Origin of the sequence: Dietzia sp. B32, assembly GCF_024732245.1 — a bacterium.
Taxonomy (GTDB): Bacteria; Actinomycetota; Actinomycetes; order Mycobacteriales; family Mycobacteriaceae; genus Dietzia.
The window spans coordinates 2,024,901-2,046,584 of sequence record NZ_CP093845.1; the positions used below are offsets into that span (position 1 = coordinate 2,024,901).

At 71.1% G+C, this 21,684-nt stretch carries 17 protein-coding genes and 1 riboswitch; of the genes, 13 read left to right on the forward strand and 4 right to left on the reverse strand.

All coding sequences use genetic code 11. From position 1 onward, the window contains the following. Positions 1-296: 296 nt before the first annotated feature. The 3 genes from L8M95_RS09690 to L8M95_RS09700 all read left to right on the forward strand — a co-directional run bounded on the left by L8M95_RS09690 (position 297) and on the right by L8M95_RS09700 (position 4,302). The gene (locus tag L8M95_RS09690; RefSeq protein ID WP_260485942.1) at positions 297-1,121 is read left to right on the forward strand and encodes an acyl-CoA thioesterase II; all 825 of its coding nucleotides are present in this window, start codon (positions 297-299) and stop codon (positions 1,119-1,121) included. 25 nt (positions 1,122-1,146) lie between these two features. Continuing rightward, on the forward strand, positions 1,147-2,784 hold the full coding sequence (locus tag L8M95_RS09695) for an acyl-CoA dehydrogenase family protein (protein ID WP_260485943.1): 1,638 nt from the start codon (positions 1,147-1,149) through the stop codon (positions 2,782-2,784). Between the two features lie 150 nt (positions 2,785-2,934). Then, complete coding sequence (locus tag L8M95_RS09700) at positions 2,935-4,302, forward strand: cytochrome P450 (RefSeq protein WP_260485944.1); 1,368 nt, start codon at positions 2,935-2,937, stop codon at positions 4,300-4,302. Positions 4,303-4,412: 110 nt separating this feature from the next. Here the strand turns inward: L8M95_RS09700 and L8M95_RS09705 are convergent, their stop codons facing one another. Together L8M95_RS09705 and L8M95_RS09710 are read right to left on the reverse strand one after the other, a co-directional pair. Further along, positions 4,413-6,047, reverse strand: coding sequence for a long-chain fatty acid--CoA ligase (locus L8M95_RS09705; RefSeq protein WP_260485945.1), 1,635 nt, complete (start codon positions 6,045-6,047; stop codon positions 4,413-4,415). 87 nt (positions 6,048-6,134) lie between these two features. Continuing rightward, a complete protein-coding gene (locus L8M95_RS09710; protein WP_260485946.1) occupies positions 6,135-6,551 on the reverse strand; it encodes a carboxymuconolactone decarboxylase family protein in 417 nt (138 codons plus the stop codon). A 176-nt stretch (positions 6,552-6,727) separates the two neighbouring features. Between L8M95_RS09710 and ggt the strand changes: the two genes are divergently transcribed. From ggt to L8M95_RS09735, 5 genes are all read left to right on the forward strand, one after another. Beyond that, positions 6,728-8,767: a gamma-glutamyltransferase gene (gene ggt / locus L8M95_RS09715; protein ID WP_260485947.1), complete on the forward strand. Its 2,040-nt coding sequence runs from the start codon at positions 6,728-6,730 to the stop codon at positions 8,765-8,767. Further along, a riboswitch (cobalamin riboswitch) is annotated at positions 8,763-8,906 on the forward strand. It overlaps the preceding gene by 5 nt. Before the next feature lie 88 nt (positions 8,907-8,994). Next, positions 8,995-9,954 carry an ABC transporter substrate-binding protein gene (locus L8M95_RS09720; RefSeq protein ID WP_260485948.1) on the forward strand — a complete coding sequence of 320 codons (960 nt, stop codon included), beginning with the start codon at positions 8,995-8,997 and terminating at the stop codon, positions 9,952-9,954. After that, complete coding sequence (locus tag L8M95_RS09725) at positions 9,951-10,979, forward strand: iron ABC transporter permease (RefSeq protein WP_206475070.1); 1,029 nt, start codon at positions 9,951-9,953, stop codon at positions 10,977-10,979. Before L8M95_RS09720 ends, L8M95_RS09725 begins: the two co-directional genes overlap by 4 nt. Next, positions 10,976-11,860 (forward strand): ABC transporter ATP-binding protein, encoded by an 885-nt coding sequence (locus tag L8M95_RS09730; RefSeq protein WP_260485949.1) that lies wholly within the window; start codon positions 10,976-10,978, stop codon positions 11,858-11,860. The genes L8M95_RS09725 and L8M95_RS09730 overlap by 4 nt, the downstream gene beginning before the upstream one ends. Then, positions 11,860-12,681 (forward strand): MBL fold metallo-hydrolase, encoded by an 822-nt coding sequence (locus tag L8M95_RS09735; RefSeq protein WP_260485950.1) that lies wholly within the window; start codon positions 11,860-11,862, stop codon positions 12,679-12,681. The genes L8M95_RS09730 and L8M95_RS09735 overlap by 1 nt, the downstream gene beginning before the upstream one ends. On the opposite strand, the gene L8M95_RS09740 is transcribed toward L8M95_RS09735, so the two are convergent. Together L8M95_RS09740 and L8M95_RS09745 are read right to left on the reverse strand one after the other, a co-directional pair. After that, positions 12,678-13,316, reverse strand: coding sequence for a TetR/AcrR family transcriptional regulator (locus L8M95_RS09740; protein WP_260485951.1), 639 nt, complete (start codon positions 13,314-13,316; stop codon positions 12,678-12,680). The genes L8M95_RS09735 and L8M95_RS09740 overlap by 4 nt on opposite strands. Further along, the gene (locus L8M95_RS09745; protein WP_260485952.1) at positions 13,309-15,711 is read right to left on the reverse strand and encodes an MMPL family transporter; all 2,403 of its coding nucleotides are present in this window, start codon (positions 15,709-15,711) and stop codon (positions 13,309-13,311) included. The genes L8M95_RS09740 and L8M95_RS09745 overlap by 8 nt, the downstream gene beginning before the upstream one ends. Positions 15,712-15,924: 213 nt before the next feature. On the opposite strand from L8M95_RS09745, the gene L8M95_RS09750 reads away from it, so the two are divergent. From L8M95_RS09750 to L8M95_RS09770, 5 genes are all read left to right on the forward strand, one after another. Then, positions 15,925-17,319, forward strand: a complete 1,395-nt coding sequence (locus tag L8M95_RS09750) for an MBL fold metallo-hydrolase (protein WP_260489215.1) — start codon at positions 15,925-15,927, stop codon at positions 17,317-17,319. A gap of 33 nt (positions 17,320-17,352) precedes the next feature. Further along, positions 17,353-17,949 (forward strand): rhodanese-like domain-containing protein, encoded by a 597-nt coding sequence (locus L8M95_RS09755; RefSeq protein WP_260485953.1) that lies wholly within the window; start codon positions 17,353-17,355, stop codon positions 17,947-17,949. Positions 17,950-17,991: 42 nt separating this feature from the next. Then, positions 17,992-18,873, forward strand: a complete 882-nt coding sequence (locus L8M95_RS09760) for a sulfite exporter TauE/SafE family protein (RefSeq protein ID WP_260485959.1) — start codon at positions 17,992-17,994, stop codon at positions 18,871-18,873. 108 nt (positions 18,874-18,981) lie between these two features. After that, a complete protein-coding gene (locus L8M95_RS09765) occupies positions 18,982-19,869 on the forward strand; it encodes a hypothetical protein (RefSeq protein WP_260485960.1) in 888 nt (295 codons plus the stop codon). Continuing rightward, positions 19,862-21,637, forward strand: a complete 1,776-nt coding sequence (locus tag L8M95_RS09770; protein ID WP_260485961.1) for a GMC oxidoreductase — start codon at positions 19,862-19,864, stop codon at positions 21,635-21,637. The genes L8M95_RS09765 and L8M95_RS09770 overlap by 8 nt, the downstream gene beginning before the upstream one ends. Positions 21,638-21,684: the final 47 nt, after the last annotated feature.

The following is a 21,684-nucleotide window of genomic DNA, read 5'->3' on the forward strand; positions in this document are numbered from 1 at the left end:
CCAAGGAAAGGTGACGTCGATCACATGCTAGAAGGGGTCAGCAACCGGGTCAACGGTCTTTCCGGTCTCCCCCGCAGCCACCCAACCGCTGAGCAATCCGGCCGCCACGACTGCCGCAGAAGAGAAAGGCTCGCGATTCATACACCGCTCATCGGCAGGTTCCGCACCCTGTGCCCGGCGCCCACATGGGCGGGGACGGGCGTTCCTCGTCGTCGTCGCCGTCCGGCTCGGTACGGTGAGCCCACGGCGCGCGCCGACCCCGGTGGCGACGCCCTACCCGCCCGACAGGAGGTCCCGTGACCAGCCAGGACATCGCCACCCACGTTCTCGACGAGGCGGTCGCGCTGGAGCCGATCGGCGAGAACCTCTTCCGCGGCCGCACGCACGAGGCGTATGCCAACATGATCGGTCCGTTCGGCGGCACCACGGCGGCCACCATGCTCAACGCCGTCCTGCAGCACCCCGGCCGCCACGGCGACCCGCTCGCGCTGACCCTCAACTACGCCGGGCCGGTCGCGGACGGCGAGTTCGTCATCGAGGCCCGCCCCGCCCGCACCAACCGCTCCAACCAGCACTGGTGGATCGAGATGCGCCAGGGCGACGAGGTGGTCACCACCGCCACCGCCCTCACCGGACTGCGGCGCGAGACGTGGTCGGAGACCGAGGCCGCACCGCCCGTCGTCCCCGCGCCCGAGGACCTCAGCCCCACGGGCGCCGATCGCGGCGTGCGGTGGGTGGACAACTACGACATGCGGTTCGTCACCGGTGGGTGGGACGACGTGGCCTCGGGCGAGGAGAACCCGGAGTCGACGACGACGATGTGGATCCGCGACGTGCCGACCCGCGATCTCGACCATGTCGCGCTGACGTCGATGTGTGATTCGTTCTTCCCCCGCGCCTTTCTCCGGCTCGGTCGGCCGGTCCCGGCAGGCACCGTGACGCTGACGATCCACTTCCTGGCCACCGCCGACGAGATCGCCGCGCAGGGCACGGACTTCCTGCTCGGCAGCGTGCACTCGCACCGGTTCCACGGCAACTACCACGACGAGGCCGCGCGCTTGTGGAGCCGCGACGGCAGGCTGCTGGCCACCGGAACGCAGCTTATGTATTTCAAGGGCTGAGGTATTTCAAGAGCTAGGAGGGCCCATGTCGGCGACCCGCAACCACACCACGCACGAGGTCCTCAACCAGGCGCCACCCCGGGTGGACGTGGACGAGTACGCCCTCAATCCGGCGCTGCAGGAGGCCGTGGCGGTCTTCTCGCCGCACGCGCGGGTCGAGGCGTTCCATGAGATCGGTCGGCACGTGGGCACCGAGCAGTACCAGCACGACGCCGAGCTCGCCAACACGTATCCGCCGGTCCACCGCGCCCACGACCGGTGGGGCAACCGGGTCGACGAGATCGAGTTCCACCCCGCCTATCACCGGATCATGGAGTACTCGGTGTCCCGCGGTCTGCACACCTCGGCGTGGGCCGACCCGGGGCCGGGGGCGAACGTCGAGCGGGCGGTGGGGTTCATGCTGGTCTCGCAGGTCGAGGCCGGTCACGGCTGCCCGCTGTCCATGACGCACGCGGTGGTCCCGTCGCTGCGGCTGAGCCCCGACCTGGCCGCCGAGTGGGAGCCGGCGCTGCTGTCGACGGTGTACGACCCCGAACTGCGCGACCCCGCCACCAAGTCGGGAGTGCTGTTCGGGATGGCCATGACAGAGAAGCAGGGCGGCTCGGACGTCCGCGCCAACACCACCACCGCCGAGCCTGTCGGTGACGGTGACTGCTACGTCCTGCGTGGACACAAGTGGTTCTGCTCGGCGCCACAGTCGGACGCGTTCCTCGTGCTGGCGCAGGCACCGGCCGGTCTGAGCTGCTTCCTCGTCCCGCGCGTCCTGCCCGGCGGCGAGCGCAACCCGTTCCTCGTGCAGCGCCTCAAGGACAAGCTGGGCAACAAGTCCAACGCGTCCTCGGAGGTGGAGTTCGACGGCACCCTCGGCTGGATGGTCGGCGAGCCCGGCCGCGGCGTGCGCACGATCATCGAGATGGTCGGCCGCACCCGCCTGGACTGCGTGCTCGGCGCGGCGGCGGGCATGCGCCAGGGCGTCGCGGAGGCGGCCTGGCACGCCCGGCACCGGACCGCGTTCGGCGCGACCCTGGTGGACCAGCCCGCGATGGCCGCGGTCCTGGCGGACCTGCAGCTCGAGGCGGAGGCCACGACGTGGACCGCTCTGCGCCTGGCGTCGGCGTACGACGACGAGGAGTTCGCCCCCTACCGCCGGCTGGCCACCGCGGTCGCCAAGTACTGGATCTGTAAGCGTGGGCCGAACCACGCCTACGAGTCGCTGGAATGCCTGGGCGGCAACGGGTACACCGAGGCGTTCCCGCTCGCGCGCCGCTACCGGGAGCAGCCGGTCCTGGCCGTGTGGGAGGGCTCGGGCAACGTCATCGCGCTGGACGTACTGCGCGCGATGGCCCGCGAGCCGGAGTCCGTGGCCGCGTTCGACGCCGAACTGGCCGCGCAGCTTGGCGGCCACGAGCTGTACGACCGGCACGTCGAGCGGGTGCGCGCGCTCATCGGCCGCGCCGCCGCCGACCCGGGCGCGGCGCCGGCGATCGCCCGTCGGCTGGTCGAGGCGATGGCGCTGGCCCAGCAGGGCGCGGTGCTGCTCGCCCACGCGCCGGCGGCGGTCGCGGAGGCGTTCTGCCTGGCCCGGCTCGGCGACGACCGCTCGGCCGAGTACGGCGCCCTGCCCGACGGCGTGGACGTCGACGCGCTGGTCGCACGGGCCTGAGGCCCGGGAGTCGCGCGCAGGGTGACGGGCGGGGCGGCGGGCGGGGTGGCAGGCGGGGCGATGAGGGAAACGACACCGCCGGTTTCGGTAATCGCGTGACAACTAGTGACGGCTGTCACACACTGGGGTCACCCGACAACGAGGTGCCTGATGTCCATTCCTGGTGATCCGCGGGAGAGGGTCTACCGACCCGGCCCGGCCCCACTGCGCTCCAAGCTGCCGGTCCTCGGCGGCACGCTCGAGTACGTCCACAGTCCCCTGGCAACCATGGCCCGCCGCTATCGCGATCACGGCCCCGTCTCCGACCTGAGCTTCCTCGGGGCCACGTGGACCGCTCTGATCGGCCCCGACGCCTGCCAGGCCGCGTTGCAGAACGCGGACAAGGCGTTCGCCAGCGGCCCCGGCTGGGGATACCTGGTGGGGCCGTTCTTCAACCGCGGGCTGATGCTCCTCGACTTCGAGGAGCATCACCACTACCGCCACATCATGCAGGAGGCGTTCACCCGTCCCCGGCTCGAGGGCTACACCCGCAGGCTCGCCCCACTGGTCGACGAGGGCATCGCCGCCTGGCCACCGGACCGGGCGTTCCAGATCTACCCCGCGCTCAAGACGCACACCCTCGACCTGGCGACCGAGGTGTTCATGGGTGGCGCCGAATACGCCGCGCCCGGCGAGTTGGAGCAGGTCAACAAGGCGTTCGTCGACTGCGTCCAGGCCGCGAACGGTTATGTCCGTTCCACTGCCGTGCCGTTCACCAAGTGGGGCCGTGCGGCCCGGGGGCGCCGGCTGCTCGAGGAGTTCCTGCGCCGCCACCTGCCGGCCCGACGCGCGAACCCCGGCGAGGACCTGTTCTCCGCCCTGTGCCAGGTGGCCGACGCCTCCGGCGGGATCGACGACGACGACATCATCAACCAGATGATCTTCCTGCTCATGGCCGCGCACGACACCACCACCAGCACGGTCACCTCGATGGTCTACGAGCTCGGCCGCGACGTCCAGTGGCAGGAGCGGCTCCGCCGCCAGTGCCAGGATCTGGGTCCGAACCCCACCCTGGCCGAGCTGGAGGAGCTGCCCGATCTGGCACTGGTGATGAAGGAGTCGCTGCGCCTGCACCCGCCGGTGCCGGTGATGGCGCGCAAGACGGTCAAGGACACCGAGATCCTGGGCGTGGAGATCCCGGCCGGCCGACTCACCTCGATCATGCCGCTGTACTCGCACCACATGCCCGAGTACTGGACGGACCCGGAGATCTTCGATCCCGAGCGGTTCTCCGAGGAACGGCGGGAGGACAAGTCGCACCGCTTCGCCTGGGAGCCGTTCGGCGGCGGGGTGCACAAGTGCCTCGGCATGATCTTCGCCAACCTCGAATCGAAGCTGGTGCTCAGCGCACTGCTACGCCACTTCGAGTGGTCGGTCCCGCTGGACTACGTGCCGCCCATGAAGAACGACTCGCTGCCCTACCCGGCGGACGGACTGCCCGTCTCGCTGCGGCCGCTCGCCCGCGTCGCCGCGGGCTGACCCCGCCGCGCACGATCCATCGACAAGACAGTTCCGCACACCCGCCTCTCGGTGGATGTGTGCGGAACTGTCTTCTCGTCGGGGTCGGGGGCGGGGCGGGTCGGGGCGGGTCAGCCCTCCAGGGCGTTGACCACGGTCAGGTCGCCCTCGGAATGCGAGACGCGGATGCGCTTCTTGTCGAGCTTGCCGACCGAGGTCTTGGGGATCTCGTCGACGAACGCGAACTTCTCCGGCACCTGCCACTTGGCCATCCGCTCGGCCAGGTGGGCCCGCAGCTCTTCGACGTCCGGGTCGGGGATGCCGTCCTTGATGACGACCGTGGCCAGCGGCCGCTCGTCCCACTTGGGATCGGGGATGCCGATCACCGCGGCCTCGGCGACGGCCGGGTGCTCGAGGAGGTAGTTCTCCACCTCGACCGACGAGATCCACTCGCCGCCGGACTTGATGATGTCCTTGGCCCGGTCGGTGAGCTGCAGGAACGCCTCGGACTTGATGTAGCCGACGTCACCGGTGCGCAGCCAGCCGTCGTCGAACTGGTCCGAGTTCTCCACCTTGTAGTAGCTCCCGGTGATCCAGGGGCCGCGGACCTGCAGCTCACCGACGGACTCGCCGTCCCAGGGCAGCGAGGTGCCGGCGTCGTCGACGATCCTGGCCTTGACGCCCGCGAGCAGCCGGCCCTGGGTGAGGCGCAGTGCGAACTGCTGGTCCTCGGGCAGGGACGCCTTCGGCCGGGACAGCGTCCCGATGGGCGAGGTCTCGGTCATGCCCCACGCGTGGGTGATGTTGATCCCGTACTTGTCACGGAACTTGCGGATGAGCTCGGGCGGGCAGGAGCTGCCGCCCACCACGACGGAGCGGAAGCTCGACATGTCGATGGGATGGTCGACCGAGTAGGCGTCGACGGCCTGCCAGATGGTCGGCACGGCGGCGGCGAGGGTCGGCTTCTCGCTGGCGATCATCGCGGCCAGCGGCTCGGGCTGCAGGAACCGCTCCGGCATGAGCAGCGAGGCACCCACCATGAACGCGGCGTACGGGAGCCCCCACGACATCGCGTGGAACATGGGCACGATCGCCAGCACGTTGTCGTCGAGCGAGATGTTCATGCCGTCGGACATGCACACCTGCATCGAGTGCAGGTAGATCGAGCGGTGCGAGTAGACGACGCCCTTCGGGTCGCCGGTGGTGCCCGAGGTGTAGCACATGGCGGCGCCGTCGTTCTCGTCCACCTCGGGCCACTCGAACTCCGTGGGCTGCGCGGCGAGCAGCGCCTCGTAGTCGTGCACCTGGATACCCTCGGGGGCCTCGAGGCCCGCGGCGCCGCCGCCGGTGACGATCACGTGCTCGACGGTCGAGAACCGCGGCAGGAGCGGCTGGAGCAGCGGGATCAGGCTCGGGTCGACGATCACGACCTTGTCCTCGGCGTGGTTGGCCACGAACTCGAGCTGGTCCGGGAACAGCCGGATGTTGAGCGGATGCAGCACGGCGCCCATCGACGGGATCGCCAGGTACGCCTCCATGTGCTCGGAGTTGTTCCACTGGAACGTGGCGACGCGCTGGTCGGCGTCGATCCCCAGGGAGCGCAGCGCGTGGGCCAGCTGCGCGGCGCGTCCACCCAGATCCCCGAAGGAGATCTTGCGCGGTCCCTGATCGGTCCAGGTGGTCACGACGGCGTCCTTGTGGACGGTCGCACCGAACTGCAGGATCGTGCTGATGTTCAGCTGCTCCGGCATCATCGTGCTGCGCATGAGGGGCTCCTTGGTCGAGGGGTGTCGCCTGTCACTCTGGGGTCGAGACTACCCGCCGCCGTGGGCGTTCCCGCCGCTTGTGGGTGTCTACCCGTCGAGGTCGTCGAACACCGCCTGAACGGTCCTCATCGCCGAGAGCGCCGCCGGTGCACCGCAATACCCCGACGCATGGATCACCGCCTCCGTGATCTCCTCCCGGGTCAGCCCGTTGGTCAGCCCGCCGCGCACGTGCCCGGCCAGCTCGGCATCGGCGCGCAGGGCGACGAGCATCCCGATGTTCAGCAGGCTGCGGTCCCGGCGGCCGAGCCCGGGCCGGTTCCAGATGTTGCCCCAGACGTTCTCGGTGACGACGTGCTGGATCGCCTCCGACGCCGTCCCGGCGGCCCGGTCCATGGCCCGGTCCACGAAGGCGTCGCTCATCACCTCACGCCTGGTCGCGAAACCCTGCTCGCGCAGATCCCCGGCCGAAGGCCCCTCGCCTGAACCGCTCGTCGTCGTCGTCATCTCTCGGGTCCCTCCACTGCGTCGGTCGATCGACCGACCGGCCGGTCGGTCGGTCGGTCTCCGCCCATCTTCCCCGCGGGTCACGACTAGGACTCGGCCGGGCCGGAAGCGGCCCACGAACCACGCCGCCGGAGCAGTCTGTGGGGACGTATCCGGATCGGGAAGGCGGCCCGCTCATGAGCTCACGGAAGTCCGGTCGGATCGCGCGTGCGGTCCTCGCCCTGGGGCTCGCGCCCGTCCTGGTGGCCACGGCCTGCTCGACCGACTCGGGAGGCGCGGATCAGGACGCGGCGCCCACCTCGTCGTCGTCGGCCCCCGCGCCCGACCCCGCGTCCCCGGATCCCGCCGCACGACCCGGCTCCCTCGGCGGTCCCCCGCTGCCCGTCCAGGACGCCGCGCCGTGCGCCCAGACCGGCGGCGGTACGCCGGTGGCACGCCCCGGCGAGGACGCCGGTCCCGCCGGTCCCATCGCGGACAACCCCGAGATCGCGACCGGGTACCGCACCGGGATGACCCCCGTGGCCACCGCGTCGTACTCGGTGTCCACCGCGCACCCCCTGTCCACCCTGGCCGCGTGCGAGGTACTCGCCGACGGGGGCACGGCCGCGGACGCGCTCGTCACCGCCCAGGCCGTGCTGGGGCTGGTCGAACCGCAGTCCTCCGGCCTCGGCGGCGGCGGGTTCCTGCTCTACTACGACCAGGGCACCCGGCAGCTCGAGACCTACGACGGCCGCGAGACGGCGCCCGCGGCCGCCACCGTCGACTACCTGCGCCACATCTCCCCCGAGGACACAGGCGAGCCGCAACCCGACGCCCGCCGCAGCGGACGGTCGATCGGCGTACCCGGCATCCTGCGGCTGCTCGAGTCCGCGCACGACGACCACGGCACCCGCGAGTGGCGGGAGTTGTTCGACCCGGCCGTGGTGCTGGCCGACGACGGGTTCGACATCAGCCCGCGTCTGGCCGCGTCCATCGCCGACGCCGCCGAGGACCTGGCCCGCGACCCCGACGCCGCCGCCTACTTCCTCGAGGGCGGCACCGGGAAACCCGCCGGGACTCGCCTGACGAACCCGGCCTACGCCAAAACCCTCGCAGCAGTGGCCAGCGAGGGCGCCGACGCGTTCTACACGGGCGCGATCGCCGAGGCGATCATCGAGCAGGTCACCACGCAACGCGAGGGCATCACGCCGGGCGCGATGACGCTCGACGACCTCGCCGGCTACCAGGCGACCACCCGCGACCCCGTGTGCAGCCCCTACCGGGACCACGCCGTGTGCGGCATGGGGCCGCCGTCCTCCGGCGGCACCGCGGTCGCAGCGACCATGACGATGCTGGCGGACAAGAACCTCGCCGCGTACCCACCGACCGGAGTCGACGACGACGGAGGCCTGCCCTCGCCGGAGGCGGTGCACCTGGTGACCGAGGCGGAAAGGCTCGCCTACGCCGACCGCGACGTCTACATCGCCGACCCACGCTTCGTCCCGCCGCCCCTCGGCTCGCCGCTGACCCTGCTGCGTCCCGGGTACCTGGCCGGGCGGGCCGAGCTCATCGACCCCGACCGCTCCATGGGCGAGGCCGAGCCCGGCGAGTTCGCCTTCGACGCCCGCGGCGTGTTCACCGGACCCGAGCACGGCACCAGCCACATCAGCATCATCGACGCCGAGGGCAACGCGGCCGCGCTGACCACCACCGTGGAGTCGGCGTTCGGTTCCTTCCAGATGGTGGAGGGATTCCTGCTCAACAACCAGCTCACCGACTTCGCGGCCGAGCCCCGCAACGAGGCCGGGGAGCTGCAGGCCAACCGTGTGCAGCCGGGCAAGCGGCCCCGCTCGTCCATGGCTCCCACGATGGTCTTCGACGGATCTCCTCTCGCCCGCGGCGACCTGCGCGCGGTGGTGGGCTCGCCCGGCGGATCGCGGATCATCCAGTTCGTGGTCAAGACGCTCGTCGGGATGCTCGACTGGGGCCTGGACCCACAGCAGGCGGTGGGCGCCCCGTCGTTCGGGGCGAGCAACTCCCCCGAGACGGCGGTGGGCGGGGAGCACCCGGCGGTGGCACGCGACCCGGCGGCGGTGACCGGGCGGCTCACCGAGCTCGGCCACGAGGTCTCCACGGACGACCAATCGTCCGGGCTCTCCGCGATCCTGCGGCAGTCCGACGGCACCCTCGTCGGCGGCGCCGACCCGCGGCGCGAGGGGGTCGTGCTGGGCGGGTGAGCTACCCTCGACAGGTCCGGTCCTGCACCGGACACCGTGGTACACGGCGGAAGTCGGTGTGAATCCGACGCTGTCCCGCAACTGTGATCCCGTCCCCCCGGACGGGCAAGCCAGGTCGGCCGATACCGCGGCGCCGTACGAACTGACCTCGGACGAAGGACGGTTGCGTGCCGCGACGTCCTCGTCGCAGCCGAGCTGCTTTCGTCCTCCGTCTCCCGGAGGATGTCATGCACCACCCATACCGGCGGCCCCGCCGACCCCGCTCACTCCTGCTCGCGGCCCCCCTGGCCGCCGTCACCCTGCTCGTCTCGGCGTGCAGCGGGACCGGCGGCGACGAGCCGGCGTCGGCCGATCAGACCACCGCCGCGGCCGACGATCCGCAGGCGATCGTGTCGCTGGCCCCGGTCACCACCGAGATGCTCTACGCCGTCGGCGCCGGGGACCGGGTCGTGGCGGTCGACGAGCGCTCCGATTTCCCCGCCGGCGCCCCGGTCACCGACCTGTCCGGTTACACGCCCAACCTCGAGGCGATCCTGGGGTACGCACCGGACCTGGTGGTGCTCACCGACGACAACGGCGACATCGTGGCCGGGCTGGAACGCTCCGGCGTCGAGGTGCTCCAGCTGCCGGCCGCGCAGACCCTCGACGACACCTACGCGCAGCTCGAACAGGTCGGCGCCGCCACCGGGCACATCGGCGAGGCCGCGGAGCTGGTGTCACGGATGCAGGTCGAGATCGACGAGATCGTCGCCTCCGTGCCGGAGCGCGAGACCCCGCTGACGTACTTCCACGAGCTCGACGACACCTACTACACGGTCACCGACGCCACCTACGTCGGCGAGGTGTACTCCCTGCTGGGCCTGACCTCGGTCGCCACCGGTGACGACCCGTACCCCCAGCTGTCGGAGGAGCTCATCCTCGAGGCCGACCCCGACCTGGTGTTCCTCGCCGACGGCCAGTGCTGCGGCATCACCCCGGAGGTCGTCGCCGAGCGGCCGGGGTGGGACGGGTTGACGGCCGTACGCGAGGGACGCGTCCACGTGGTCGACGAGGACCTGTCCAGCCGGTGGGGCCCGCGCATCGTGGACTTCATGCGCGAGGTCGCGGCGATCGTCTCGGCGGTGCCCGACGCCGCACCGGCCACGCCGGACACCGCGGGGGCGGCCGAGAGCCAGCCCACCTCATGACCCGCCCGTCGCCTCGCCACGCCCTGGTGCTCGGCGGGGCGACGCTGCTGCTGGGGGCCGCGGTCCTGCTGGGCACCCTCATCGGCCCGGCGGGGCTCACCCCGGGCGGCGTGGTGCTCGAGCTCGTCGGCCGATTGCCGCTGGTCGAGGTCGACTCCGGGTTCACCGAGCGGCAGCAGGTCATCCTGTGGGAGATCCGTATCCCGCGGGTGGTGCTGGGGGCGGTCGTCGGCGCGATGCTGGCGATCGCCGGGGCCACCTACCAGGGCGTCTTCCGCAACCCGCTCGCCGACCCGTACCTGCTGGGTGTGTCCAGCGGGGCGGGCCTGGGCGCGACCCTGGCGATCGTCGTGGGCGGTGCGATGGGATCGGCGATGGTGCCGCCCGCCGCGTTCGCCGGCGGCATGATCGCCGTACTGGCCACCTACACGCTGGGCCGCAGCGTCGGCGGCGGACGCAGCGAGGTCGTCATCATCCTCGCCGGCGTCGCGGTGGCCGCGTTCGCCAGCGCCGTCCAGACGTTCTTCATGCAGCGCCACGACGAGACCCTGCGCCAGGTGTACTCGTGGATGCTCGGCCGCCTCACGACCAGCGGTTGGTCCGACGTGCAGACGGTGCTGCCGTACGTGATCGTCTCGGTGGCGGTGATCGCCCTGTTCCGGCGCACCCTCGACGTCATGGCGGTCGGCGACACCGAGGCCGCGACGCTGGGGATCGCCCCGGCGCGCGTGCGGTTGGTCCTCATCAGCGTGGCCACGCTCGGCACCGCGGCGGTGGTGTCGGTGTCCGGTCTCATCGGGTTCGTGGGCATCGTCATCCCCCACGCGGTGCGCATGCTCATCGGGCCGGGTCACCGGCTGCTCCTGCCGGTATCGTTGCTGGTCGGGGCCACGTTCCTCATCCTCGCCGACGTCGTCGCCCGGACCGCGATGAGCCCGGCCGAGCTGCCCATCGGCGTGGTGACGGCGGCGATCGGCGCCCCGTTCTTCCTCCTGGTCCTGCGTCGCAGCCGGGGGCACATATGAGCGCCACACCGTCCGCAGGGTCCGCGGGGTCCGCAGGGTGCGCCGGGTCCGCGCCCGCCGCCCTGACCTGCCGTGACCTGCGGGTCACCCGCGACCGCACCGCCATCCTCCACGGCATCGACCTCACCGTGCCCGCCGGCTCCTGGGTGTCCCTCGTGGGCCCCAACGGGTCCGGCAAGACGACCCTGCTGTTCGCTCTCGCCGGTCTCATCCCGGCCACCGGTCGCATCGAGGTCGACGGGCTGACGCCGCGCCGGGCCGGACGCCGCCGGGTGGCGCGGACGGTCGCGATGATGCCGCAGCGCCCGGTCGTCCCCGAGGGGGTCACGGCACGCGAACTCATCGGGCTCGGTCGCACCCCCCACATCGCGCGCTTCGGCACCGAGTCCGCCCACGACCGCGAGGTGGTCGAGCAGGTCATCGACCGCCTGGGGCTGCACGCTCTGGCCTCGCGCATCGCCACGACCCTGTCCGGGGGCGAACTGCAGCGGGTGGTGCTGGGCCGCTCGCTCGCGCAGGAACCGCGGGTGCTGCTGCTCGACGAGCCGACGAGCGCGCTGGACATCGGCCACCAGCAGCAGGTCCTCGACCTGGTGGACTCCATGCGCCGCGAGACCGGGCTGACCGTGGTGGCGGCGATGCACGACCTCACCTCGGCCGCTCACTACGGGCAGCGGTTGGTGCTGCTCGACGGGGGCCGTGTGGTGGCCGACGGTCCGCCCGAGGAGGTCCTCACCGCCGAGCGGGTGGCGCAGGTCTACGACGCGCGCGTGGAGGTCCTCGACCGCCGCGACGGCCGCGCGGTGTTGCCGCTGCGCGAGGCCGGGCCGGGCTCAGGAACCGGGACCGGACCCGGGCCGGCACCGCGGGCGGGTGCCTGATGGAGGTCGTGCTGCTGGGCACCGGCGCCGCCGACGGCTGGCCCAACCCGTTCTGCCTGTGTTCCTCGTGCGACGGGGCACGCCGGCTCGGCGTGCTGCGCGGCCAGACCTCCGCGCTGGTCAACGACGAGGTGCTCATCGACTGCGGACCGGAGGCCCCCGGCTCGGCCGTGCGGCTCGGACGGTCTCTGGCGTCGGTCAGACATCTGCTCATCACGCACGCCCACGCCGACCATCTCGGCCCCCAGGCGCTGCTCTTCCGCTCGTGGGTCCCCGGTGCCGGTGAGCTGGAGGTGGTCGGACCCGCGGACGCGCTCGAGGCGTGTCGACCCTGGGTGGGCCCGGACGACCCGGTGCGCTTCGTCCCGGTCGCCGCCGGGGACCGGCTCTCGGTGGGCGCGTACGAGGTGCGCGTGCTCCCCGCCCGGCACCGCGTCTTCCGCGACGGGGACGCGGTCCTCTACGACGTGACCGGGCCCGACGGCACCCGCCTGCTGTGGGCGAGCGACACGGGGCCGTGGGACGAGGAGTGGTTCACCGCGGTGCGCGGGGCCCGCTTCGACGCGGTCTTCCTCGAGGAGACGCTGGGCGACCGCGAGGAGATCTCCCCCGCCCACCTGGGCCTGGCCCGGTTCGACGCGATGCTCCGGCGGCTCCGCGAGGTCGGGGCGGTCGATGAGCGGACCGACGTGGTGGCCGTCCATCTGGGCCACCACAACCCGCCGCCCGACCTCCTGGCCGGGCGGCTACGGGAGCACGGCGCGCGGGCGGGCGTCGACGGCGAGGTCGTCCGCTGCGGCCGCGGGACCACCTCCCGCTAGAGGAGCCGCCCGGCGCCGTCCCGGAGAAGGTCGAAGGCGACGTCCAGATAGGACCCCGGAGCGTCCGCCGGATCGTGCCCGCCGGCCTCCAGCGCGGTGCCGGAGGTACCGGACCCGGTCCCGCCCGATCGATGCCTGAGCACCGATGCCCCGGCGGCCAGGCTCAGGTCCACCATCACCCGCACCCGGAACGGGTTCAGCTGCGGTGCCCGGCCGCCGACGGCCTCGTACAGCGGTTCCAGGATCTGCTCGGCGACGCAGGCCCTCGCCTCGGCACTCAGCAGCAGCCCGATCTGCTCGCCCGCCACCAGCAGGTTCTGCGCGGCGTCGATGTCGTCCTCCGACCGCCCGTAGAGCTCACGGAACGCCGAGCGCAGGATGTCCAGTGGCGACAGGTCCGCCGGCGCCTGTTCCACCTGCCGCACCCATTCCGCGACCTGTTCGCGCAGGAAGTGCACGAACGCGTCCTCGCGGTGGGCGAAGTAGTTGTGGAACGTGCGGGTGGAGACCCCGGCGCGGCCCGCGATCGCCGAGACCGTCGCCCGCTCCGCCCCCTCGGCGACCAGCAGTTCGACTGCGGCCACCGCGAGGCGGGTGCGGGTGTCGGCCTTCTTCCGCTCGCGGAGGTTAGGCATTGGCGCGGGTCCCGGCGGGCTCGGCGTCCTCCTCGGCGGGGTCGGACCCCGAGTGCGCGGAACCGTCGGCCGTGGAGCCCATCGACTCGAGGGCCGAGCCCTCCACGTCCACGGACGGCAGGATGCGGTCCAGCCAGCCCGGGATCCTCCAGGCGCGCTCACCGAGCAGGAACATCACCGCGGGGATGATCGTCATGCGGACGATGAACGCGTCGAACAGCACCGCCACGGCCAGAGCGAAGCCCATCACCTTGATGAACTGCTCGTCGATCGTCATGAAGGCGGCAAAGACGCTGGTCATGATGAGCGCGGCGGCGGTGACGACGCGGGCGCCGTGCTTGAACCCGTTGGCCACGGCGTTCTGCGCGGTCTTGCCGTGGACCCAGCCCTCGCGCATGCGGGTGACGAGGAAGACCTGGTAGTCCATGGCGAGGCCGAACACGATGCCGATGAGGATGATCGGCAGGAAGCTGATGATCGGCTGCGGGTCGGAGATGAGGCCGCCCCAGCCCTCCTGCCACACCGCGACGGTCAGACCGAACGTGGCCGCGACCGACAGTCCGAAGCCCAGCGCCGCGATGAGCGGCACCCAGATCGACCGGAACACCAGCATCAGCAGGAGGAAGGCCAGCACCAGGACGATCCCGATGTAGGGCAGCAGCACCTCGGACAGTCGCTCCGAGATGTCTTCGTAGATCGGGGTGACGCCGGTGACCGCGTAGGTGCCGCCGGTCTCCTGCTCGAACTGACCGGCGCCCGCCCGGATGTCCTCGAGCACGGTGGCGGCGCGCTCGTCGGTCGCGCCGAACTCCGGGGTGATGAGCACCTGGGCCGCGTCGCCGGACTCGTTGGTCTCGATGATCTGCGCGTTCCGGACCCCGTCCACTGCCTGGATGTCGGCGACGGCGGAGGCCCAGGCCGCGGGACGCTCCTCCTCGGCGACGTCCATCGTGTCGACCAGGGCGACCATCGGGGCGTTGCGGCCGGGGCCGAACGCGTCCGAGGTGATGTCGTAGGCGATGCGGTTGGGGGTACCCGGGGCCATCGTGCCGTCGGACGGCATCGCCAGCCGCAGCTGGGCCGCGGGGATCGCGAGCACGCCGAGTAGCACGACGCAGGTGACGGCGTGCAGGACGGGACGCTTGCGCACGCGGCGGACCCAGGACAGGCCCATCGTCGGCTTCTCGTCCTCGGGGTCCGGAGCCTTGACCACGGGGATGCGGGCGCCGAACACCTTGGTGCCGACGGCGCCGAGCACGGCGGGCAGCAGCGTGATGGCCACGAACACGGCCACGGCCACCGTCGCGGCGGCGGACAGCGCCATGGCGGTGAGGAACGGGATGTTGATGATCGACAGGGCGGCGAGCGCGATGAGCACGGTGAGGCCCGCGAACACCACAGCGGAGCCGGCCTTGCCCACGGCGAGCCCGGCGAGGTGTGCACGATCCCGCACCGGGATCGTCTTGAGCTGCTGGGCGAGCTCGCGTGGCTCGAGGTCGTTGCCACCGATGTGCTTGACCAGCTCGGTGCGGAAGCGGGAGACGATGAACAGCGCGTAGTCGATACCGACGGCCAGACCGATCATGGAGGCCAGCGTCGGGGTGAAGTTGCTGATGGTGTCGGTGAACGAGGTGGCGGCGAAGATGCCGGCGATGCCGATGCCGACCCCGACGACGCCGACCAGCAGCGGCAGACCGGCGGCGATGAGCGAACCGAACGTGATGGTGAGGATGACGGCGGCCACGGCGATGCCGATGATCTCGCCGGTCGCGCTGATCTCGGAGGCCTGGAAGGCGTTGCCCGAGTAGGCGATGGTGAGCCCGTCCTCGTGCTCGGCGACGAGGTCGGCGAAGGCCTCACGGTCTGCCGTCTCCACGTTCATCGTGGTCTCGGCCGCGAACTGCAGCTGCAGGGTGCCGGTCGTCTCGTCCTCGCTCAGCGGGCTCAGCGCGGCGATGTCGGCGTCGATCTGCTCCTGCGGCGCGCCCTGGGCGGCCTTGGCCTCGGTCAGCTGCTGCGCCATGGCCTCGGCGGCGAGAACCGGGCTGACGATCTCCTCGGTGCCGGTGAGGAAGTCGAGTCCGCGGACGTCGGCCAGGAACGCGTCGACATCCTCTGTCACAGCCGGATCGGTGAGGGTGCTGCCCTCGGGGGCCTGGATGACCACGGTCCCGGTCGGGGCGTCGAGCTGGCTGGGCGAGCCGGGGAACCGCTCCTGGATCTTCTCCTGGGTCTCGATGGACTCGAGGCCCGGGATCGAGAAGCTGGAGGTGGTCTGCGTGGACAGCGCCGCAGCGGCCGTGCCCATGCCCACGATGATCAACAGCCAGGCGGCGATGAACCTCCATTTGTGCAGGTAGGCCGACCGGCCGATCCGGTAGAGAAATGACGCCATGCGCTGGCTCCTCGGGCGTAGGTGCGACTCGCGAACCCTGGCAGTTTTGCACGGCCACTGCACGATTGCACAGCTGGTGCAACGTGAAGTGACGGACGACACCTCGGCCTGAGGAGTCCGCATACCCCCCAGGGTGTCTTGCGCATACCCCAGGGGGTATGTATCGTCGTGGCACACCCCGACACCGGGAACCCGATCGACAAGGAGAGCAGCATGCTTCTCGAGCGCATCTACGACGAGGACCTCGCCCAGGCCGGTTACTTCATCGGCTGCCAGGCCAAGAACGAGGCGATGGTGGTGGACGCCCGCCGCGATGTCCGCGAGTACCTGGATCTGGCCGCGCGCCACGGCATGACGATCACCGCCGTCACCGAGACCCATATCCACGCCGACTACCTGTCCGGCACCCGCGAGCTCGCGGAGGCCACCGGGGCGACCATCTACGTCTCCGGCGAGGGCGGCGACGACTGGCAGTACGGGTTCTCCGCCGAGCGCCTCCACCACGGTGACCAGCTGAAGTTGGGCAACATCACCGTCGAGGCCGTGCACACCCCGGGCCACACCCCGGAACACCTGTCGTTCCTCATCACCGACGGCGCCTTCGCGGACAGCCCCGGGTACATGCTGACCGGCGACTTCGTCTTCTCCGGCGACCTCGGCCGACCGGACCTGCTCGACGAGGCCGCGGGCGGAGTCGATACCCGCTTCGAGGGCGCCAAGCAGATCTTCCGCAGCCTGAAGGACTCCTTCGTCACCCTGCCGGACCACGTCCAGGTCTTCCCCGGCCACGGTTCGGGCAGCGCCTGCGGCAAGGCGCTGGGCGCACTGCCGTCGACCAGCGTCGGCTACGAGCGTCGCTACGCATGGTGGGCGGGGTACGTGAACGACGACGACGAGCAGGGCTTCATCGACGAGATGCTCGACGGACAGCCGGACGCGCACGCCTACTTCGGCCGCATGAAGCGACAGAACAAGGAGGGCCCGGCGGTGCTGGGTGCACTGGCCCCGCTCCGCGAGTTCGGCACCACCGAACTGGCCGACTCCCTCGAGGCGAACGAGGTCGTCGTCGTCGACACCCGTGGCCAGGACGAGGTCCACGCCGGCACCGTCCCCGGGGCGCTCAACATCCCCGGCGTCGACAAGGCGGCGTCCTTCGGCGCCTGGGTCTACGACCCCGAGTCCGAGGACACGCCCCTGGTGGTCCTGGCCGAGGACGTCGAGATGGCCGAGGCGCTGCGCGATCACCTGCTGCGCGTCGGAATCGACACGGTCACCGGCTACACGACCAGCTTCGAGGGTCTGCCGATGACGACCCCCGAGATGATCGGGCCGGACGAGCTCTCCTCGTTCGACGCCGCGATGGTGCTGGACGTGCGCAACAAGACCGAGCACTCCGAGGGCCACATCCCGGGCTCCGAGCAGCTCGGCGGCGGCCGGGCGCTGTGGAATCTCGACCGGCTCCCGACCGACGGGCCGATCGTGACCTACTGCCAGAGCGGCGTCCGCAACTCGGTCGCGGCCAGCGCCCTGCGTCGCGCCGGCTACCGCGTGGTCGAGCTCGAGGGCAGCTACGCCGCCTGGTCCGAGCGCAACCTCGCGACCGTCTGACCCCACCCCTAGCCAAAGGACACCACTTCACCCATGCTTTCCACGCCCACGCACGCCCCGACCATCGCTCCCGCCGACCTGCGCGAGGCGATGACCAGCGACACCCCGCCCACCGTCATCGACGTGCGATCCGGCGCCGAGTTCTCCTCCGTGCACATCCGCGGCTCCTACAACGTGCCGCTACCCCTGCTCGCCGAGCACGGTGAGGAGTTCGCCTCCCGTCTGCCCGGCCAGGTTGTCCTCATCTGCCAGTCCGGCAACCGGGCCCGCCAGGCGAACGAGCGGCTCGAGTCCGTGGGCGTGAACCCCGACTCGGTGACCGTGCTCGACGGCGGCATCGCCGGCTACGAGGCCGCCGGCGGCGAGGTCATCCGCGGCAAGGGCACCTGGGCGATGGACCGGCAGGTCCGCATGGTCGCCGGGTCGCTCGTCCTGGCCGGCGTCACCGCGTCCAAGGTCGTCTCGCCCAAGTTCGCCTACCTCGCCGGCGCCATCGGGGCCGGGCTGACCTACTCCGCGGCGAGCAACTCCTGTGCCATGGCCGCGGGCCTGTCGAAGATGCCGTGGAACCGCTCCGCCGACGAGCCGGGCCTCGGCGCCGTCCTGGACTCGCTGCCCGCCCGCTCCTGACCGATCCCACCCCGGCGCCCCCGCCGGAGAAAGGCACCTGACATGGAGATCACCACGATCATCGTCGTGGCCCTGGCAGTCCTGGTCGGACTGTCACTGGGCCTGCTCGGCGGGGGCGGTTCCATCCTCGTCGTCCCACTGCTCACCTACATCGGCGGTCTCGACCCCAAGGAGGCCATCGCCACCTCGCTGTTCGTCGTCGGTGCGACGTCGCTGGTCAGCCTCCTCGGCCACGCCCGGAAGGGCAACGTCCAGTGGCGCACGGGACTGATCTTCGGCGCCGCCGGCATGGTGGGCGCGTTCCTCGGCGGACTGGCCGGCGGCTACATCCCCGGCACCATCCTCATGGTCGCCTTCGCGATCATGATGATCGCCACCGCCGGCGCGATGATCCGGGGTCGCAAGGCCCGCGACGGCGAGAGCAACACCCATCACCACCCGCTGTGGCGGATCCTGCTCGACGGCCTCGTCGTGGGCGCAGCGACCGGACTGGTCGGCGCAGGCGGCGGCTTCCTCGTCGTCCCGGCCCTCGTGCTCCTGGCAGGCCTGCCGATGACCGCCGCGGTGGGCACCTCCCTGCTGGTCATCGCCATGAAGTCCTTCGCCGGACTCGGCGGCTACCTCACCTCGGTGTCGCTGGACTGGCCGCTCGTCGCCGCGGTCACCGCCGCCGCGATCGCCGGCTCGTTCGTCGGGGTCCGGCTCACCTCTGTGGTTCCGGAGAAGGCGCTCCGGAAGGGCTTCGGCTTCTTCGTCCTGCTCATGGGCGCCTTCGTCCTGTCGCAGGAGCTGCCCTTCCCGGCCGCGCCGGCCATCCTCGGCGTGGTCGCCCTGGCGGCCGTGGCGGCGGCGACCTGCTGGTTCGGCTTCAGGGACCACTGCCCCCTGCGGTCCGCACCGCCGGCCGCCGCCCGGATGGCCTGACGCCACCCACCTCCGCGACAACGGGGATGAACGGACCTCCATTTAGCGGTGGTGTGACCTGGGTCACATAGTTACCGTGGCTCCACACTGTCAGCGGGAGGCGGGGTCATGGAGCACTTCAACCGGCGGACGTTCCTCACGAGGGCGTCGATGTTCGGGGCGTTCGTCAGTGCCGGGATCGCGTTTCCCGGAGCCCTGCCGCCGTCGCCCGGCCTGGTCGGCCGGGCGAACGCGCAGACCGGGAGCGCCGTCCTCGACGCGGTCGAGGCGTTCTCCCTCGACACCATGCGCGGACTGTGCGTGATGGTCATGCCCGGTCCCGATGAGTGGTCCCGGCAGCAGGGCACCCCGCGAACGGATCCCGGCCCGATCGAGGTCGGTGGCGGCGAGTTCATGAAGGACCTGTTCGACAACTATCTCGGCATGGGCGACCAACTCGCCCGGCCCCTGGCTCTCGGGATCGCCCAGGCACTGGCGGACCTCGGCATCCAGACCGGCCCCTTCCTCGGGTTGAGCGAGCCCGACGGGCGGCGCATCGACCAGGTACTCGGTTACGTCTACAGCGACCGGGTTCTCCCCCTGTCCCTCCCCGTTGCGCTCCTGCTCAACACGGGCGCGCTGCTCGCCGCCCCGCCGGCGATCGCCGGTCCGCTGGGGTCGCCGTTCTCGCGCCTGTCGATGGTCGACAAGCTCCGGGTCCTGGAGGGGATCGAGGGGCCCGTTCCACAACTGGTCTCGATCATCGACGGCGCGCTCCCGGTCCCGCTGCGGGGCACCGCGTCCGGCTTCCTCAGGTTCGCCGGCGGCATCCTCCTCGAGGGGACCGCATTCGGCGTGTACTCCGAACAGCACAACTACAACCCCGTCACCAGGACCGTCGAACCGCGGCCGGTCCCGTGGGACCTCACCGGATATCGGCCGGACGGCCTCGTGGACGGCCACCCCGAACTGCTCGGTTACTACCAGAATCGGACGGAGGTGCCGGCGGATGCGTGATGTCATCGTCATCGGCGCGGGAGGAGGCGGCCCGGTGGTCGCCGCGGAGCTGGCGGGGCGCGGCCTGGACGTGCTCGTCCTGGAGGGCGGCCCACGACAGGCGGACCCGTCCACCGAGTGGTCGCACGCGGAGAACGACGCCAACAACCCGAACAACGGGTTCCTCCGCTTCGGCCCGGAGGACCGGTCCAAGCCCGCGTGGTTCCGGGAGTGGACCACCAACATGTTCGTCTGGCAGCTGTCCGGGGTCGGCGGGACCACCCAGCACTACTATGGCAACAGCCCGCGCCCCATGCCCGGCGTCTTCCGCGGCTACACGGGCGCGGACGCCGCGGAGTACGACACCGGTCACCTCTTCCCGTTCACCTACGACGAACTCGTCCCGTACCTCGAATGGGTCGAGGCCACCCTGCCCATCGAGACCGCCGCGATGGGGACCAAGGAGGCGCTGACCTTCCGGGGCTGCGAGAACTACGGCCTCCCCCTCCAGACCTCCAGGAACATCACCCGCAACGCCTTCCGCCCGCAGCAGAACGCGATCCTCCAGCCCGGGGGCAATGCCGGCCGGACGGACGACTCCACCCTGCTCACCTTCCCGCAGGCGACCGGCTGCACCTTCTGCGGCCACTGCTTCCAGGGGTGCTACATGCCCCGGCAGGCCCCGCGGAACCAGTTCGCCAAACGCTCGACCGACAACAGCTACGTCCCGCTCGGACTGTCCGCTGATGCCGTCCGCCCCGGTGGCCGCGCCTTCGAGCTGCTCGCGGACAGTTTCGTGCAGTCGATCCGTCACGAGCAGGAGGGCCCGCACACCGTGGCCCGGGGTGTCACCTGGCGGAACAACGCCACCGGGGAGATCTTCACCGAGGACGCCCGCGTGGTGGTGCTCGCCGGTGGCGCCACCGAGAGTCCCCGACTGTGGTTCAACAGTGGACTGCCCAACCCCAACGACTGGGTGGGACGTGGGCACACCGACCATTTCTTCGACTGGGTGGTGGGCAGCTTCGACGAGTACACGGGGAACTCCAAGGGCGCCAATTCCTCGGCGCGGATGGACTTCCCCGGGCGCGGCGGGATCGAGAACGTCGGTCTGGGTCCGGCGATCCAGGCCTTCTCCCTCTCCCTGTCCGACTCGGGCGCCCGCGGCTACTACACCAACGGTCGCGGCTCCACCGGCCCCTGGGACGGCCCGGCCGGGCGCCTGGTGGGCAACGAGCTCAAGGATCTGATGATGGGCGGGATCGACAACCTTCTCAACTTCCTCGTGATCACGGACGACCACGTGGAGGCGGGCAACCGTGTCACCCCGTCCCTGTTCCCCGCAGACGAGAACGGCGCGCCCGCCAAGATCGACGTCTCGCTGCGCCGACGCACGCCACGGACCCTCGAGAACCGGGAATTCATGGTCCGACGCGCTGCCGAGATCATGCGCGCGGCCGGGGCGAAGAAGGTCTACCGGATGGACTGGGCGCCCCTGCTGCTGCACGTGCACTCGTCGATGCGGATGGGTGAGTCCGACCAGAACTCGGTGCTCGACTCCAACGCGGAGGCCCGGTGGGTCAAGCGGCTGTTCATCGCCGACAACTCGGCGCTGGCCAACTCGCTCGGCGGACCCAACCCCACGCTGACGACCCAGGCCCTCGCGACCCGCACCGCGGAGAAGATCTTCCAGACGTATTTCGACGGGGACCCGTGGGTGGACGAGGAGGCGCCGGTGGTGAGCACCGACCCCAGGATCTCCGCCCGGATGCAGCAGCTGGGCCTGTAGACACACGACCGGCAACCCGTCGGGTTCCGGGGACGCTCTACCGGCCC

Coding starts and splice junctions, on each gene's coding strand:
- L8M95_RS09695 (WP_260485943.1), top strand. CDS start 1,147: ATGTCGGCGACCCGCAACCACACCACGCACGAGGTCCTCAACCAGGCG.
- L8M95_RS09700 (WP_260485944.1), top strand. CDS start 2,935: ATGTCCATTCCTGGTGATCCGCGGGAGAGGGTCTACCGACCCGGCCCG.
- L8M95_RS09705 (WP_260485945.1), bottom strand. CDS start 6,047: ATGCGCAGCACGATGATGCCGGAGCAGCTGAACATCAGCACGATCCTG.
- L8M95_RS09710 (WP_260485946.1), bottom strand. CDS start 6,551: ATGACGACGACGACGAGCGGTTCAGGCGAGGGGCCTTCGGCCGGGGAT.
- ggt (WP_260485947.1), top strand. CDS start 6,728: ATGAGCTCACGGAAGTCCGGTCGGATCGCGCGTGCGGTCCTCGCCCTG.
- L8M95_RS09720 (WP_260485948.1), top strand. CDS start 8,995: ATGCACCACCCATACCGGCGGCCCCGCCGACCCCGCTCACTCCTGCTC.
- L8M95_RS09725 (WP_206475070.1), top strand. CDS start 9,951: ATGACCCGCCCGTCGCCTCGCCACGCCCTGGTGCTCGGCGGGGCGACG.
- L8M95_RS09730 (WP_260485949.1), top strand. CDS start 10,976: ATGAGCGCCACACCGTCCGCAGGGTCCGCGGGGTCCGCAGGGTGCGCC.
- L8M95_RS09735 (WP_260485950.1), top strand. CDS start 11,860: ATGGAGGTCGTGCTGCTGGGCACCGGCGCCGCCGACGGCTGGCCCAAC.
- L8M95_RS09740 (WP_260485951.1), bottom strand. CDS start 13,316: ATGCCTAACCTCCGCGAGCGGAAGAAGGCCGACACCCGCACCCGCCTC.
- L8M95_RS09745 (WP_260485952.1), bottom strand. CDS start 15,711: ATGGCGTCATTTCTCTACCGGATCGGCCGGTCGGCCTACCTGCACAAA.
- L8M95_RS09750 (WP_260489215.1), top strand. CDS start 15,925: ATGCTTCTCGAGCGCATCTACGACGAGGACCTCGCCCAGGCCGGTTAC.
- L8M95_RS09755 (WP_260485953.1), top strand. CDS start 17,353: ATGCTTTCCACGCCCACGCACGCCCCGACCATCGCTCCCGCCGACCTG.
- L8M95_RS09760 (WP_260485959.1), top strand. CDS start 17,992: ATGGAGATCACCACGATCATCGTCGTGGCCCTGGCAGTCCTGGTCGGA.
- L8M95_RS09765 (WP_260485960.1), top strand. CDS start 18,982: ATGGAGCACTTCAACCGGCGGACGTTCCTCACGAGGGCGTCGATGTTC.
- L8M95_RS09770 (WP_260485961.1), top strand. CDS start 19,862: ATGCGTGATGTCATCGTCATCGGCGCGGGAGGAGGCGGCCCGGTGGTC.